The organism is Desulfonatronovibrio magnus (assembly GCF_000934755.1).
GTDB lineage: Bacteria > Desulfobacterota > Desulfovibrionia > Desulfovibrionales > Desulfonatronovibrionaceae > Desulfonatronovibrio > Desulfonatronovibrio magnus.
In genome coordinates this window covers 588,708-605,388 of record NZ_KN882175.1, presented here as the reverse complement: position 1 = coordinate 605,388, position 16,681 = coordinate 588,708, and the positions used below count along the sequence as shown (strand labels likewise).

14 protein-coding genes are annotated in these 16,681 nt (G+C 44.8%); 12 read left to right on the top strand and 2 right to left on the bottom strand.

All coding sequences use genetic code 11. From position 1 onward, the window contains the following. The first annotated feature begins 34 nt into the window (after window positions 1-34). From fliS to queD, 9 genes are all read left to right on the top strand, one after another. The gene (gene fliS, locus LZ23_RS14525; RefSeq protein ID WP_045215181.1) at window positions 35-418 is read left to right on the top strand and encodes a flagellar export chaperone FliS; all 384 of its coding nucleotides are present in this window, start codon (window positions 35-37) and stop codon (window positions 416-418) included. Window positions 419-842: 424 nt separating this feature from the next. After that, complete coding sequence (locus LZ23_RS14520; RefSeq protein ID WP_045215179.1) at window positions 843-1,727, top strand: YIP1 family protein; 885 nt, start codon at window positions 843-845, stop codon at window positions 1,725-1,727. 188 nt (window positions 1,728-1,915) lie between these two features. Next, window positions 1,916-3,100, top strand: a complete 1,185-nt coding sequence (gene ahbC, locus LZ23_RS14510; protein WP_045215176.1) for a 12,18-didecarboxysiroheme deacetylase — start codon at window positions 1,916-1,918, stop codon at window positions 3,098-3,100. 251 nt (window positions 3,101-3,351) lie between these two features. Next, a complete protein-coding gene (gene hemB, locus LZ23_RS14505) occupies window positions 3,352-4,329 on the top strand; it encodes a porphobilinogen synthase (RefSeq protein WP_045215175.1) in 978 nt (325 codons plus the stop codon). Between the two features lies 1 nt (window position 4,330). After that, the gene (gene ahbD / locus LZ23_RS14500; RefSeq protein WP_045215173.1) at window positions 4,331-5,416 is read left to right on the top strand and encodes a heme b synthase; all 1,086 of its coding nucleotides are present in this window, start codon (window positions 4,331-4,333) and stop codon (window positions 5,414-5,416) included. Continuing rightward, window positions 5,413-5,910, top strand: coding sequence for a siroheme decarboxylase subunit alpha (gene ahbA, locus LZ23_RS14495; RefSeq protein ID WP_435050742.1), 498 nt, complete (start codon window positions 5,413-5,415; stop codon window positions 5,908-5,910). The genes ahbD and ahbA overlap by 4 nt, the downstream gene beginning before the upstream one ends. Continuing rightward, entirely contained in the window at window positions 5,907-7,601 is a 1,695-nt protein-coding gene (locus LZ23_RS14490; protein WP_232300503.1) for an AMP-binding protein, read from the top strand. Before ahbA ends, LZ23_RS14490 begins: the two co-directional genes overlap by 4 nt. A gap of 2 nt (window positions 7,602-7,603) precedes the next feature. Then, window positions 7,604-11,074 (top strand): DNA polymerase III subunit alpha, encoded by a 3,471-nt coding sequence (gene dnaE / locus LZ23_RS14485; protein WP_045215170.1) that lies wholly within the window; start codon window positions 7,604-7,606, stop codon window positions 11,072-11,074. A gap of 27 nt (window positions 11,075-11,101) precedes the next feature. After that, entirely contained in the window at window positions 11,102-11,485 is a 384-nt protein-coding gene (queD, locus tag LZ23_RS14480) for a 6-carboxytetrahydropterin synthase QueD (protein ID WP_045215169.1), read from the top strand. Between the two features lie 511 nt (window positions 11,486-11,996). On the opposite strand, the gene LZ23_RS14475 is transcribed toward queD, so the two are convergent. After that, the gene (locus tag LZ23_RS14475; RefSeq protein WP_045215167.1) at window positions 11,997-13,010 is read right to left on the bottom strand and encodes an HD-GYP domain-containing protein; all 1,014 of its coding nucleotides are present in this window, start codon (window positions 13,008-13,010) and stop codon (window positions 11,997-11,999) included. Between the two features lie 2 nt (window positions 13,011-13,012). Further along, window positions 13,013-14,419 (bottom strand): pyruvate kinase, encoded by a 1,407-nt coding sequence (gene pyk, locus LZ23_RS14470; protein ID WP_045215166.1) that lies wholly within the window; start codon window positions 14,417-14,419, stop codon window positions 13,013-13,015. 490 nt (window positions 14,420-14,909) lie between these two features. On the opposite strand from pyk, the gene mraZ reads away from it, so the two are divergent. The 3 genes from mraZ to LZ23_RS14455 are packed head-to-tail and all read left to right on the top strand — an operon-like array spanning window position 14,910 to window position 16,591. Continuing rightward, window positions 14,910-15,365, top strand: a complete 456-nt coding sequence (gene mraZ / locus LZ23_RS14465) for a division/cell wall cluster transcriptional repressor MraZ (RefSeq protein WP_045215164.1) — start codon at window positions 14,910-14,912, stop codon at window positions 15,363-15,365. Between the two features lies 1 nt (window position 15,366). Next, entirely contained in the window at window positions 15,367-16,314 is a 948-nt protein-coding gene (gene rsmH, locus LZ23_RS14460; protein ID WP_232300502.1) for a 16S rRNA (cytosine(1402)-N(4))-methyltransferase RsmH, read from the top strand. Between the two features lies 1 nt (window position 16,315). Then, window positions 16,316-16,591 (top strand): hypothetical protein, encoded by a 276-nt coding sequence (locus LZ23_RS14455; protein ID WP_045215162.1) that lies wholly within the window; start codon window positions 16,316-16,318, stop codon window positions 16,589-16,591. Window positions 16,592-16,681 lie beyond the last annotated feature (90 nt).

Genomic DNA, 16,681 nt, shown 5'->3' with positions numbered 1-16,681 from the left:
TGATGGCAGCGCGCAAAACCCGAGGAGGTCATAGATGTACAGTACAGCAGCAAGAGCATACTTTAATACCAAGGTTACAACTACCAGCCAGGAAGAAATCGTTGTCATGCTCTATGAAGCAGCAATCAAGTTTCTGGAGCAGGCCAAGGTAATGATTGAAGAAAAGGACTATCAGGAAAAAGGTAACTCCATATCCAAGGCTCTTGATATTATAGCTGAGCTTGATGGAAGCCTGAATACTGAAAAAGGTGGAGAAGTTGCCCAGAATCTGCATGCCATGTATATGTTTTGCCAGTCCCGATTGCTTATGGCCAACCTGAAGATGGATATTGCAATCATTGATGAAGTAATTCAAATGCTTAAGAGTGTTGGATCGGCATTTGCCGAAGTTATAAAAAAGCAGAAGGGCAATGGTTAAGTTTTGCATAAAAAATCTATGCATATTGAGACAGTCAGACAGTTCAAGTTTTTTTGACGTATAAGAATTAAGCCTATACCTTTGAAATAGTTCAAGTCATGTAAAGGACCCGTGAGGGTCCTTTTTTTTTGCTGAATTTCAAAGCTTGATTCCAGGCTTTTATCCCGGTAGAGTATGAGGTGAGAAGAAGGTTGTCTGTAACGGATGTTCGGCGTTAGAGATTGCCGCGCTCGAAGACTCGCTCGCAATGACACCTGAGCTGTCAGGGATGTAGTTGCTGAAAACCTGTCACCCACGAGGGAGACTAAGCGACCGAAGCAATCTGTGTGTTAAAGCCATAATGCCCTGAATTTATTACATATACTACTGTAGTTGCTTGTAAGGCTAAACTATTACCAAAAAAGTCATAAAGGAATAGGTATAAATGGAGATAATTTGTCCCAAATGCAATTTTATGCAGAATGTACCTGATGAAAAGATACCTCCCAAAGCGGAAAAAGCTACTTGCCCCAAATGTGGAGAAAAGTTTCAGTTCAGGACGGTACAACCGGAATTTCACATTGATGAGGAACCTTCTGTAAAAGATCAGGAACAGCTTAAAAGGCCTGATCCTGAACCCACAGGAGAAAAGAATGCTGAGGATGACTCCATCTGGTCTCGTCTTGAAAGTATGGGGGGGCAGGAACAAAGTGAAGCCATACTCGACTCGGATGACTCTTTAGAGCAGGGTTATGAGGTCCCATGGGAAAATCTTGATGAGCATGGTTTTTTTCCAGGATTTATAGAAACCATTAAAAGGGCCATGCTGGCGCCCTCAGCTTTTTTTTACAAAATGCCTTTAAAGGGTTTTGTAATGCCTCTGGCCTTTTTTTTACTGGTATCCGTAATACAGGCCCTTGGAACTTTTATCTGGAATATGGCCGGTGTTTTCCCCACCACTGCTCAACACGATGCCAGTGGCCTTGGTATGGGCATGATGGGCATTGGCTCATTTTTTATTGTTATTGTTTATCCTTTTTTTATGGGTGTCTGGCTGTTTGTAGCCGCAGGTGTGACGCATCTTTTTCTGATGCTTTTTCAATCAGGCAGGGCAGGGTTTGAAGGCACTTTCCGGGCAACTGCCTATGGCAGTGCGCCAATGGTATTGGGGCTTCTACCTTTTATCGGACCAATTATTGGTGCAGCCTGGTCATTGGGCATAACAATAATAGGATACAAACAGATACATGAATCAACTTACATGAAAGTTATCATGGCCATGCTGACACCTATTGTTCTTGTAATCGTCATGGCTGCATTATTTTATTAAAGATTAACCATTCTGCAGGATCGCATAAAAAGACTTGGTCTCCTGGTCCAGGGCTGCGGAGACATCTAAAACAGGCAGTTGCCCTTCTCCGTCATTCCGGCGAAAGCCGGAATCCAGTGCAGTTGAAAAGACTGGCCGTATGTGATGAATAATTACATCAAACTTGCAACTTTTTTCAAGGAAACAAAATGATCGGAATATCAAAACTATATTGTGCGTCCATAGAACCTTCAGATGCTTTACGTTATGGCAGGGAGGCCGGAAAATTGCCTTCTCATCTTCTGCAGTTTTCCAAGGATAAAAAACCCGTTGTTGTCTGGAACATGACCAGGCGTTGCAATCTGAAATGCGTTCACTGTTACGCCCAGGCTGAGCAGGAGGAAGGAACCGACGAGATCAGCACCCAGCAGGGCAAGGCCATAATTGATGATCTGGCCCAGTATGGCTCTCCAGTAATGCTTTTTTCAGGCGGCGAACCGCTGGTGCGAAAAGATCTGGTGGAGTTGGCCAGCTACGCAGTCGGTCAGGGCATGCGGGCGGTAATTTCCACTAATGGTACCTTAATAACCAGGTCCAAGGCGAGAGAACTCAAGCAGGTCGGGCTGTCATATGTAGGTATATCCATTGACGGTGGGGAAGAGGTTCATGACCGCTTTCGGGCAGTAAAGGGCTCATTTAAAAAGGCCATGCAGGGAGTAGAAAACTGTCAGGCAGAGGGGCTTAAGGTTGGCCTGCGCTTTACAGTTAATAAGAGGAATGTTCAGGAGGTCCCCGGCATTTTTCAACTCATAAGAGATATGGAAATTCCCAGAATCTGCTTTTATCATCTGGTTTATTCAGGTCGTGGTTCAGATTTGATGAAAGAAGATCTGAGTCACACGGAAACAAGGCAGCTTGTGGACATGATTATGGATGAGACCAGAAACATGTATGAATCAGGCATGACCAAGGAAGTTCTCACTGTGGATAATCACGCAGATGGACCTTACATTTATCTGCGTCTGCTCAAGGAAGATCCTGACAGAGCCAGGGATGTTTTTGAGCTTTTGCAATATAATGAAGGCAATAATTCTGGCCGGGGCATTGGCTGTATTTCCTGGGACGGCAGTGTGCACCCTGATCAGTTCTGGAGGCATCACGTTTTTGGTAATGTGCTGCAAAGGCCCTTTTCAGAAATATGGGATGATCCATCCATTGAGTTGCTGGCCAGGTTGAAAGATAAAAAGAGTTACGTGGGTGGTCGCTGCGCAAGCTGCAGATTTTTGAATGTATGCGCTGGAAACTTTCGGGCCAGGGCAGAGGCTTACCATGGAGACATCTGGGCTGAAGACCCTGCCTGTTACCTGACGGATGAAGAAATTCTCAAAATATAGTATTGTTGCGAAACTTATACATTGGCCCCAGGTGGCATAAGGTTCATTTGCTATTGGCAGTGACTGGATTTTCAGGCTGATGACTTAAGGCTGATAGCTGGTAGCTGGTAGTTGATAGCTGGTAGCTGAGGGCTGAAACGCTGGGATATTGGTCATTTTGGCTTTTGCCTGTGTATAAAACTTTATGTGTGAGGCGTTTACAATATTTCAACCTTTGCAAATTCGCTGCATATACAGGAGACCAGATTAGTATGAGCTTTTATCGAGGAAGAAGACTTCGCAAAACACCAGCCATCAGAAAGATGGTCCGAGAAACCGCAGTGGCACCCCAGGACCTGATACAGCCTTTTTTTGTGTCAGAAGAGGACGATGACCTGGAAAGACCCATAGAATCCATGCCCGGGCAATATCAGCTTGGAGTAGATAAACTGCTTGAGCATGTGGAGGATGTCGTGGAAAAAGGTATTTCCAGCGTGATTCTTTTCGGGGTGCCCAATGAAAAAGACGAAGCAGCCTCTCAGGCCTTTGCTGAGGACGGCATTGTTCAAAAGGCTGTTTCAAGGTTAAAAAGATCTTTTCCTGAGCTTATTGTCATCACTGATGTATGCTTATGTGAATATATGAGTCATGGGCATTGCGGAATAATAAAAAACGGGCATGTGGTAAATGATGCTACCTTGGATATTCTGGTTAGAACAGCAGTATCTCATGCCCGTGCAGGAGCGGATATTGTCGCACCTTCGGACATGATGGACGGAAGAATAAAACACATCCGCCAAGCTTTGGACACAGAGGGCTATACAGACCTGCCCATTATGTCCTATGCAGTGAAATATGCTTCAGCCTTTTACGGACCTTTTAGAGATGCTGCTCAAAGTGCGCCATCATTTGGTGATCGCAAGTCTTACCAGATGGACCCTGCCAATTCTAAGGAAGCCATGCGTGAGGCAGCCGCAGACGTTGCTGAGGGTGCAGATATGCTTATGGTTAAGCCGGCCATGCCATATTTAGATATAATCAGGGACTTGAAACAAAATTTTGATCTTCCTCTGGCAGCTTATCATGTAAGCGGGGAATACGCCTTGATCAAGTCTGCTGCAGAGGCTGGCCGGATAGATGAGAGAAAAATAGTCATGGAATCCATTACTTGTATCAAAAGAGCCGGGGCAGATATTATTCTGACTTATTACGCTGCTGATATTGCCCGTTGGCTTGAACAGGAGAGTTGAAATGGGCCATCATATTAAAGGGCACGGTGGCCCGGGACTCAGGCTTGTAGCCTGGGAAATAACCAGGTCATGCAATCTGGCCTGCAAACATTGCCGGGCAGAGGCACATCCTGAACCATTTGCAGGAGAACTCGACACTGCAGAGGCCAAAAAGCTGATTGATTCTTTCAAGCAGGCAGGAGATCCAGTAGTGATATTTACCGGAGGAGAACCTCTGCTTCGTCCGGATGTTTTCGAGCTGGTCAGTTATGCAGATTCCAAAGGGTTGCGCTGCGTAATGGCGCCCAATGGAACATTGATTAACCCGGAGAATGCCAGGTTGATGAAGGATTCAGGTATCCAGCGCTGCAGCATCTCCATAGACGGACCAAATGCTGCTGAACATGATCTGTTCAGGGGCGTACCTGGAAGTTTTGGCCTTTCCATGCAGGGGATTGATTACTTAAAAGAAGCAGGCATTCCCTTTCAGATTAATACTACAGTGACCAGGGACAATCTCCATCAGTTCAGGGATATTTTCAAGCTGGCCCAGGAGCTTGGTGCAGTGGCCTGGCATATATTCATGCTGGTCCCCACTGGCAGAGGCGCGGATATTAAGGATCAGGCCATTTCCGCTGTGGAATATGAAGAGGTTCTCAACTGGTTTTATGACTTCCGCAAAACAACAAACATGCATCTCAAGGCAACCTGCGCTCCTCATTATTACCGCATTATGCGTCAAAGGGCCAGAGAGGAAAAGATAGAAGTCAATCAGGAAAACTTCGGGCTGGATGCCATGTCCAGAGGATGCCTTGGAGGCATTGGCTTTTGTTTTATTTCCCATGTGGGGCAGGTTCAACCGTGCGGATACCTTGAGCTTGATTGCGGTAATGTCAGAAAAACCCCTTTTCCTGAGATATGGAAAAATTCTCCCAATTTTTTAAAGCTCCGTGACAAGACCCAATATAAAGGGAAATGTGGGCAATGCCATTACCACAAAGTGTGTGGAGGTTGCCGGGCCAGAGCTTTTACCATGGATCAGGACTTTCTTGCTCCTGAGCCTTTGTGTACATATGATCCTATGAAAAGCAAACAGGATAAGGCATGAACTATCACCAGGAAGGACTGAACTTTGTAGAGCGGCAAATTCTTGATATAATCCAGACTGATTTTCCAATAGCGTCAAGGCCGTATGCGGAAATTGGCAAGAGGGTTGAACTGACTGAAGCAGAAACCCTGAGTGTGGTCAGAGCTTTGAAACAAAAAGGGGTTATCAGACGCATCGGGGCAAATTTTCAGTCCAAAAAACTGGGCTGGCACAGCACTCTTTGTGCGGCCAGCGTGCCTGAGGATAAGCTTGATGAGTTTGTAGCCGAGGTCAACAGCCATCCGGGCGTAACCCATAACTACCTGCGCAAGCATCGACAAAACGTATGGTTCACATACATCGGACCCTCTGAAAAGGATGTAGCTGACTCTTTGCAGGATATCACCCGCAAAACCGGCATAGAAATCCTTAACCTGCCTGCCAGAAATCTGTTCAAGATCAAGGTAGATTTTCCAATGCAACGTAATTTGGACATTTTTAGAGGTAAATTGTGAGCACTGAACAAACTATTGGTCAAATTTTTCAAAAAAGTGTTGAATTTTTTCCCCAGCGGCCGGCATTGGGTTATGTGGGTCAAGAACCTTTAAGCTATGCCCAGCTCAATGATAAAGTGCAGGGCCTGTGCGCACTTCTTGAAGAAAGCGGAGTAAAAAAAGGGGATAAGGTTGCCATACTCAGTGAAAACTGTCCCAACTGGGGGATGGTTTTCCTTTCGGTTGTGTCCATGGGGGCGGTGGCTGTCCCTATACTTCCACAATTCCATTCTGGTGCAGTTGTGCATATCATCAAGCATTCTGAAACTAAAGTCATCTTTACATCCCGATCTCTTTTTCCCAAAATTGATGATGCTGACCTTTCAGGCTTGACTGTTTTTCTTATTGATGACTTTTCTGTAGTAGATGAAAATCCGCAGAGCAGGACAAAGATTAAGGACGCATTAAATACCAGCCTGAAAGGGTTTGATCGACTTAAGCAATCAGCCTACAAGTTTGCCGGCTGGGATAAACTGGGCGACACAAGTCCGGATGATCTTGCGGTGATTGTTTATACATCAGGTACAACAGGCAATTCCAAAGGGGTCATGCTGAGTCATGGCAGTATGGTTTATGATGCCAGGATGGCAGGCAACATTGTTGATGCAGGCTCTGAGGATAGATTTTTATCCATCCTGCCATTAGCTCATACCTATGAGTGTTCTCTTGGACTGCTTGCTCCTGTCACCTTCGGTGCAGCAGTTTATTACCTGCAGGAGGCGCCAACACCCAGGATACTTATACCTGCTATGGGCAAAGTCAAACCGACAATCATGCTCATGGTGCCACTGGTTATTGAAAAGATTTTCAAAACCAGAATTTTGCCTCAACTGAATAAAAGCAGGTTTATGTCCTTTTTGTACGGTTTTTCATTCATTCGTAAGAAGCTGCACAAGCTGGCCGGTAAAAAGCTTATGAGTTCCTTTGGGGGGGAAATCAAGGCCCTGTGCATTGGTGGGGCTGCGCTTGCGCCTGAAGCTGAAATGTTTTTAAGGGACGCAGGGATTCCCTACTCTGTGGGTTATGGGCTTACTGAAACTGCTCCCTTAGTGGCTGGAGCGAGAACAGATAAGACCAAGTTTACATCAACAGGTCCTGCCTTAGATGGCCTGGAGATCAAAATCGATAACCCTGACCCCAGGACCGGAATTGGGGAAATACTGGTTAAAGGCCCCAATGTAATGCAGGGTTATTACAAATCTCCGGCACTTACCAGTGAAGTGCTTACTCCTGAAGGTTGGCTGCATACAGGTGATCTGGGCAAGATAGACCAGGACAACTATCTGTATATCAAGGGCAGGCTCAAAAATGTTATTGTGGGGCCCAGCGGTGAAAATATATACCCTGAGGAAGTTGAGGCAGTGATCAATCAATATGACTACGTACTTGAATCCCTGGTCTATTCTGTGAACAACCGCCTGATAGCCAGGGTGCATCTCAATTATGAAAAACTTGATGAGGATTTTGGTCTGAAAAATATTCCAGAGACAAAAGTGGCTCAGCAGGTAAAGGAACTACTGCAGGAACTGCGGCAAAATGTAAATTCGCAGGTCTCTGAGTTTTCCAGACTGCACAAAATCATTGAGCAGACTGAACCTTTTGAAAAGACCCCAACCCAGAAAATTAAAAGATATCTATATATTGAGGAATAATTATGTCTTATTTTACTCATCTGCACTGCCATACTGAATACAGTCTACTGGATGGAGCCATCAGAATTGAAGATCTTTGCTCCAAGGCTGTGGATATGGGTATGCCTGCAGTGGCCATAACTGATCACGGCAATCTTTTCGGGGCACTTACTTTTTATCTTACGGCGAAAAAGTACGGTGTCAAACCCATTATCGGCTGTGAAGTATATGTTGCGAGTAAAAGCCATAAGGAAAAGGAGCAGCTTCGTTATCACCTGGTGCTCCTGGCCATGAATAATCAGGGATATCAAAACCTTATCAAGATCGTCAGCATAGGCTGGCTCAAGGGATTTTATTATAAACCAAGAGTGGACAAGGAAATACTCAAGGCCAACAGCGACGGGCTTATCGCCTTATCCGCCTGTCTGCAGGGTGAAGTGCAGCATGTGATGCGCAGACAAGGTTTTGACCAGGCCATGGAAAGTGCAGCTCAATACGCAAATATTTTTCCGGGCAGATTTTACCTGGAACTTGAAGCCAATGGCATCAAAGAGCAGGAAGAGGTGAATGAAAAACTCATTGAGATGTCCAGGAAAAACAGTCTGCCTCTTGTGGCCACCAACGATTGTCACTACCTTAATGCTGATGATGTAGAAGCGCATGATACTTTGCTGTGCATTCAGACCAATTCCAGAATTGACAGCCCGTCCAGAATGAAGTTTGACACTGACGAGCTTTACTTTAAATCTCCTGAAGAAATGGAAAGGGAGTTCGCCCATTGTCCCATGGCTTTGGAAAGTGTGCAGCAAATAATTGACAAATGCCATGTTGACTTAGACCTGGGCAAACATCATTTTCCCAATTATGAACCTTCCAAGGCAGACACTCTGGAGCATGAGTTTATTACTCTTGCCCGGCAAGGTCTGGAAGAGCGAATAAAGAAATTACCATATGAAGTAGACCGGGAAAAATATTTTGCAAGATTGGATGAAGAAACAGGCATCATCTGTGATATGGGTTTTCCTGGCTATTTTCTTATTGTGCAGGATTTTATCAACTGGGCCAAGGACAAGGGTATTCCGGTGGGGCCGGGACGGGGTTCGGCTGCTGGCAGTATAGCTGCGTATGCTCTGGGCATTACTGACCTTGACCCCATTAAGTATACCCTGCTGTTTGAAAGGTTTCTCAATGTGGAAAGGGCCAGCATGCCTGATATTGATGTGGATTTCTGCTATGACCGCCGGGAGGAAGTAATCAAGTATGTTGCTGATAAATATGGTCATGACAGTGTGGCCCAGATAACCACATTCGGCAGCATGAAAGCCAGAGCTGTCATTAGAGACGTGGGCCGGGCCATGGGCATAAGTCTTAGTCATGTTGACAAAATAGCCAAGCTCATTCCAGATGAACTTAAGATGACACTGGACAAGGCCATAGACAGGGAGCCGGATCTGGTAAAATTGATGGAAGAAGACGAGCAGGTATCCAAGCTCATGGATATTGCCAGGCGCTTGGAAGGCATGGTCAGGCATGCATCCACCCATGCTGCGGGCATTGTGATTTCAGACAAGGCCATGGATGAATACCTTCCTCTTTACAAGGGGAAAAAGGGCGAGGTTGTAACTCAGTACGATATGAAGAGGGTGGAAAAGGTAGGGCTTATCAAATTTGATTTTCTGGGGCTCAAAACCTTGACCGTTATAAGTGACTCTCTGAAGCTGATAAAGTCCAGCAACAAACAGGTGCCGGATATTAATACCCTGCCTCTTGATGATAAAGAGACATTCAGGCTGCTGGGGAGAGGGCTGACTGACGGGGTTTTTCAGCTGGAAAGTTCAGGTATGCGTAATGTTTTGACCGAACTTCAGCCCAATTGTTTTGAGGATATTATTGCGCTTCTGGCTTTGTACAGACCTGGCCCTCTGGAAAGCGGCATGGTCAGCGATTTCATAAATCGCAAACACGGACGGACCCAGGTGGAATACCCTCATCCGGACCTTGAGCCAATCCTCAAAGATACCTACGGAGTGATACTTTACCAGGAGCAGGTAATGAAAATCGCTCAGGTTCTGGCGGGCTATTCTCTTGGGGACGGGGATATGCTTCGCAGGGCCATGGGCAAAAAAGAGCCCGCAGTAATGGCTCAGCAGCGTTCCAAATTTATGGATGGGGCCAGAAAGAACAATGTGCCTGAGGAAACAGCTGAATATATTTTCAATCTCATGGAAAAGTTTGCAGGCTATGGTTTTAATAAGTCCCATAGTGCAGCGTATGCCCTCATTTCTTATCAGACAGCATATCTCAAGGCCCATTACCCCCAGGAGTTCATGGCTGCCCTGATTACCTCTGAAGTCAGCAATACTGACAAGGTCATTTCTCACATCAATGCCTCTCGTGATCTTGAGATTGATATTCTTCCTCCATGCGTCAACACAAGTCAGTATCAGTTCAGTGTTGATGAGGGGAAAGTTTTGTTTGGTCTAAGCGCTATAAAAAACGTGGGCAAAGGGGCCATTGAGAGTATTGTCAAAGAAAGGACGAAAAAAGGGCCATATACAAGCCTGCTGGATTTTTGTACTCGGGTCAACCTGCGTAAAGTAACCAAGAGAGTAGTGGAAATGCTCATTAAAAGCGGTGCCATGGATTGTTTTGGATGTTCTCGCAAGGCGCTTATGTCCGGCATGGATATGGTTGTTGCCAGATCGCAGCGTGCCGCCAAACCTAAATACCGAGGCCAGCCGTCTTTACTTAGTCTTATAGCGCCTGATAAAAAACCGGTTGTCTGTGGTCTGGGTATTGAATGTCCTGAAAATCAGGAGCCTGAGTTTCTTGAAGATGAAAAGCTCAAGTTAGAAAAAGAAGCTCTGGGATTTTATCTGAGCGGTCATCCCCTTTTGCCTTTTAGGCGTGATATTTCCCGTCTCAACCTGAAAAATATCCAGAACTGTCAGGAGCTGGGGGCGCATACAGAAGTGGAATTGCCTGCCGTGGTAGTTGGTAAAAAAGAAATCATGAGTAAAAAGGGTGAAAAGATGGCATTTTGTCAGATTGAAGACATGACAGGGTCAGCCGAAGTGGTTTTTTTTCCGGATGTTTATTCAAAATCCCGTTCTCTCGTGGACAGCGAAGAGCCTCTCGTGGTTAAGGCCAAGGTCAGTGGTTATCAGGGAGGATCCCAGGCAGAGAGTAATGGAGGATCTGAAGTTCAAAAAAAGGTCAAGTTTACGGCCATAGAGGTATTGTCTCTCGAAGATGTAATTTCAGCAGGCTCAGAACCAGTGCGCATTGATCTTCTGGTAAACACGGAGAAAGACGTTTCCAAGGTGCTTGAAACCTTGAAAGATATTGTAAACCGGTTTCCTGGTAAGGTGCCTGTGCAGATGAACGTAGTTTTAGATGACGAAGTCCAGTGCAGAATGCAGCTTGGGCCAAAATTCAGTGTAACCCCTGGCAGAGAGTTCTGGTCGGAACTGAGCAGGTCGGGGATTCAATAACCGGACAGGAAAAAAAGCAGGTAAGATATGACAAGGCCTCAATGGCAATTAAGGGTCAGTGCGGAATTCAGCTCATCTCATCAGTTGCGCAATTATTGTGGAAAATGTGAGAATCTGCATGGACACAACTTCCAAGTGGAAGTGCAGGTTAAGGGAGTAGAAGTGAATGCCGATACCGGAATGCTCATGGACTTCAAAGATTTGAAAAAAATTTTGAATACAGTGTTGGAGGAGCTTGATCATAAGCACCTCAATGACCTGGAATATTTCAAAACCATAAATCCATCATCAGAAAATATTGCAAGATATATTTATGAAAGAATAAAGCCTGTCCTGCCGCCCCAGGTTGATCCGGACTGGGTCATGGTGGCGGAAAAAAAGTCTTCCAGGGCCTTTTACCAGGAAAGATGATTTGCGCAACCCAGATATGTTAAAGGTCCATCGTAACTATTCACTACAGACAGCCAGTTTATTCCAATGTAATGGGTTCCGGCTCTTGCCGTAATAACAAAAAAGGCAAGTGTCTGCTTTAACTTTCACCCCGGTCCCGGATCGAGTCCGGGATAACGGATCCAAGCCCCATGTATTCTTATTCGATCTTGCTTAATAGCTCCTCACCTGGGCGGACCAGGACCGAACCTGCGAGTAACTTTAAGACTCTGTCACTTTTCTGGAAATTGGGACAGTCCCCGCGAGGTACTATAAAACAGATTGATTCTGCATTGGTTCCTGGAAGAAATTTGCTTTGATGAAAAAATCTACACAGCGAGGGACAGTCCCTGTACCAGGCGTAAAGCTCTCATCTTTGACGGAACTTTTCTGGCAAATGTGCATCAATCATGAGCAAAAATCGTCAAAATATGAAAACTGTAAACATCTGATTTTATTGGCAAAAACATTGTAGTTACTTGTAAGTTACGCATCATGATTTATTCAGTTGCTGTCTTCCCATCAGTTTCAAAACGATTTTGTTCAGTCTTTTGGTGATTTTTGGGTCATATTTCTGCTGAGATGCTGTCAGGAACTCAAGCGCCTTGTTATATGGCAGGGATTTGTCGTTTCTAATGAGCGTCAGTTCGCAGAAGGCGTGACAGACTGAAGCAATTTTCCCATGCAGACTCAGTTCGTTGCCGCGCATCCCCCGGGGAATGCCACTGCCATCCATCATTTCCTTATGCTCAAGATGACAATTTAAGACGATTTCATCCATGATATCAAGCTTGCGCATTATTCCTGCCCCGTTCATGGGATAGTTGGTAAGTTTGCTCTGCTCATCAGGAGTCAGATTGGTTTTTTTCTCCAGGATGAACTTGGGTATTCTGGAGAGCCCGAGTCCGTGGGTGAAAAGGCCTAAGGCCAGCTGATCCAGAGCCTTTCTTTTATATTCTTCACCTTGAGCATCAAGAAATACAGCCAGGCCTAAGATGGAGCTATTGTAGCAGAGGTGTGCATTGGAGTAATCTTCATGCAACTGGTTCAAAAGATGGTTGATGTTGTCAAGTTCAGAGATAATATATTCAGTCACTACTTTTGTGTCTGAAAATAGTTTGCTCAGGGCTGCGTCAACGGGCTGTTCAAAAAAATCATCAATTTTTTCGGTAAGGGCATACTTTATGATGTAAACTATTTCACCGGTGGTCAGGTGCTTATCCATGAGAACCAGGTCAAGCTGTTTACTAATGTGTTTGGCATAAATCTTGTGGTCTTCCCGAGATACAAAAAGCTGGCCCTCTCTGCTTATTTTGGCCATCTCTCTCTGCTGTTCCTGCGGTAGTCTATTTCCTTTCTTATAGTAAGGTGCAAGCTGGGATATTTTTTCATCAAAGCGGTATAAATTCAGTGGGAGTCTGAACTTGGGAAAGCTGGCCAGTATATCCGGAGATATCTGATAAAACTCTTCATTAAGGGTTTGGGTATCAATATCTGTTTGTTTCATAATTATTTTCTGTATATTTTAAGAAGGTTAGTTAAAGATCTTTCCTGTCCTGTTTTGGGGTGTCCGGCTGTAATAACAATCCTGTCTCCAGAGGCAAAGTCGGAAAAACTTTCAGCAAAATTCTCAGTACGCTGCAGATGGTCATGCGGTTCTTCAGGAATATCCACTGATGTTACGCCCCAGGAGAAATTCATGTATTTTTGCATATTGCAGTTGGGGCTCAAGCCATAAATATTCTGTCGCGGTCTGCACGAACTTATGAGTCGAGCGGTAAAGCCAGAGTCTGTGTGGGCCACCAGCGCTTTGGCTTTAACCTTGTCAGCCATAAGGCATGCTGCGTAGGCCAGGAAACTTTCTCCTCCGGTTCGGGCTGGTTCCACAGGACTGATTTTTTTCTCAAAGAACAGTTTTTCAGCTTCTGAAGAGATCTCACGCATATAACTGACGCTTTCCACAGGATAATTGCCAATGGCAGTTTCTTCGGAGAGCATCAGGCAATCTGCGCCATCCAGAACTGCGTTGGCTACATCAGTGGTCTCGGCCCTGGTGGGCATGGGATTATGAACCATGGACAGAAGCATCTGAGTAGCAACTATGACCGGCTTGGCTGCTTCATTGCAAGCTGAAATAATTCTTTTCTGTAATGTAGGCAGAGAGGGCAGAGGACATTCCAGCCCCAAATCTCCCCTGGCAACCATAACTACATCACATATATCAATAATCTCATCAAGCCTTTTAAGGGCTATCTCTCTTTCCAGCTTGGCCACAACAGGAATCCACTTTCCTTTTTCCTCAATAATATCCTTAGCCTCGGCAATATCTTCAGGCCCCTGCACAAAGGACAGGGCAACAGCGTCTATGCCGAGATCAAGGCCTTCAGCCAGATCTTTTCTGTCCTTGTCTGTCAGGGCGGATATGGATGTTCTGATGCCTGGAAAGGAAATACCCTTGCGCGAGGAGATAATGCCGGCATCAGCAGCTACCAGACTGATCATATCATTTTTGCGGCCAGTGACTTCAAATTTAAGGCCACCGTCGCTGACCCGGACAATATCTCCGGTATTGAGATCCGACAAAAGGCGGGGATGGTCAAAAGGTATGTAATTAAGATATTCAGCGGCTGCATCTGAGGGGCCCATATGGATTTCGTCGCCGACATTTATGGACATGGGAGATTCTTTCAAATCTCCTGCTCTTATTTTCGGGCCTGAAAGGTCCTGGAGAATGGTCAGACTGACATTGGATTCCTTTTCCACTTCTCTTATTCTGTTGATGATATCTATGAAGTCTTCAGCTGAGCCGTGGGAAAAATTCAGTCTGAAGATCCTAACTCCCCTGTCGGTAAGCTGTTGAATCATTTTTTTTTCTGAGCAGGCTGGGCCGATGGTGGCCAGAATTTTAGTGTGCATGAATTATCCTTTTATTAGGTTTTCAAAATGTGTAACTGTTTAGCCATTTTCTGTGGAAAGCAGGGTCAGTCTCCCCTTTCCCTGTGCCAAGCTCTCGCAATCAGGTTTTAATTCTAAAGCAGCTATGACATACAACTCAAATTAACAATTTTCAGAAACGGGTAATGCTCCTCTTACTTGTTTCATTAAAGGGGGCTGAACCGCCTGCAGACAATAAAGGTTTTCTGCTGAAAATTTATGTAATTTCCTTAACCTTACCTTTTAATGCATATACTTGCAATGCTTTAAAGATCAACAATTTTCCCAGATAGAAATTTTTTTTAAAAAAATCAAAAAAAAAATATTATGAAATAATAGATAGTTATCTGTGAAAAGAGTCGTTAACTATTGTATTGTAATTCGAATAACAAAATTTCCGATTGACTTTCTCTTGCCTAAAGTGAAATCAGGTGGTAAAAAGTGGTAAATGGTGGTTGTTAAAGGGGAGTCAATGTTTAGAGGACACAGTCAAAGAAGTATAGATCCCAAGGGCAGGCTTATGTTGCCGCCTGATTTCAGGGAAGTGATTATGGAGCAGGCTCCGGGTGGAGAGCTCATGATCACTAACTTTGATGATTGTGTCGTTGCCTATCCCTTACCTGAATGGGAAGAGATTGAACAGAGTTTTAACCGCCTCAATATGGCCAACAGAAAGTTCAGGGATTTTCACAGGTTCTTTATATCCGGTGCAACCCAGACCACCTTAGATAAGCAGGGACGGATACTTGTCCCTCCGTATTTGCGAACTTATGCGGAAATTACCAAGGAAGTGGTGCTTGCAGGAGTAGGCAGAAAGTTTGAAATTTGGGATTTGACTCGCTTTGAAGCGCAACGCAAAAAAATGGAGCAGGATTTTGATGGCATAATGGATTCTCTTGCTGAAAACGGCTTTGAACTGAGGTTTTAATGTGAGTATTCACAAGTCAGTCATGCCTGATCAGGTGATGCACTATTTACAGCCTGAGAAGGGTGGCAGATATTTTGACGGTACCCTGGGGGGAGGCGGACACAGCCTGGAAATATATAATGCCTGCCAGGGTGACTGTTTTATTTTGGGCGCTGACCATGATGCTGATGCCATAACAGCCGCACAGCAGAGGTTAGAGTCTTATCAGGACCGACTTTTTATTTTTCAGGGCTCATTTGAAAATTTTGATTCTTATATGCTGGAATTGGGATGGGAGAAGCTTGATGGAGTCATCCTTGATCTTGGAGTATCATCTCTGCAGTTAGATACCCCTGAAAAGGGTTTTAGTTTTATCAAGGACGGCCCTCTTGACATGCGTATGGGCAAAGGTTCTGGGTTTGAGCCTGTCTCTAAGCTGCTGGAAAGAATATCCCAGTATGAATTGCGCAATATTATAGCAAAATATGGTGAAGAACCTCTTGCCGGCAAGATTGCAAGAGCAATAATTGATGCAAGAGAGCAAAAAAAAATTCAGACCACTTTAGAACTGGCCGAGATAATTGAGAAGGCTTATCCAGCGAAAAAAAGGGCAATGGCCAGGAATCATCCAGCCACCAGAACTTTTCAGGCCTTGAGGATGAAGGTAAATTGCGAGTTGGAGAGTCTCGAGTTTTTTCTTAAAAAAATACCCGGATACCTGAGGCCGGGAGGCAGGATTGTCGTTATTTCGTTTCATTCTCTTGAAGACAGGCTGGTGAAACACAGCTTTAAAAAACTTGCTCAAACATGCCTTTGCCCCCCACAGTATCCAATGTGTTGCTGTGGACATGAAAAGCAGTTTGAGATTTTGACCAAAAAGCCTGTTATGGCATCTGATGAAGAGGTTGCTGATAATCCAAGATCCAGAAGCGCCAAGCTAAGGGCCGCGCAAAGAACAGGGTACGTCTGATATGATATTTAATTCAGGAGCATGGGGCAGGCTGGTGATGGTTCTGGTGCTGACTTTTGTTGTTGGGCTGGCTACGGTCTGGGTCAATATTGAAAGGGTTGATCTTTCCTACAGGATGCAGCGTCTGCAAAGTGAATTTAGAGACAACCAGGAATTAAAAATTAAACTGACAATAGAAAAAAATAATCTTTTATCTCCATACAGGCTGCGAGAACTGGGGGAACAAAGAGGTTTTTTCAGCCCGGATGACAGTCAGATACGGAAAATACAAAAATAGGGTTTTAATGCTGGGATGCTGGAATGCTGGGATGCTGGAATTATGTGATGCTGGGATGAAGGTATAAAAAATACCAGAGTTATGGAAATT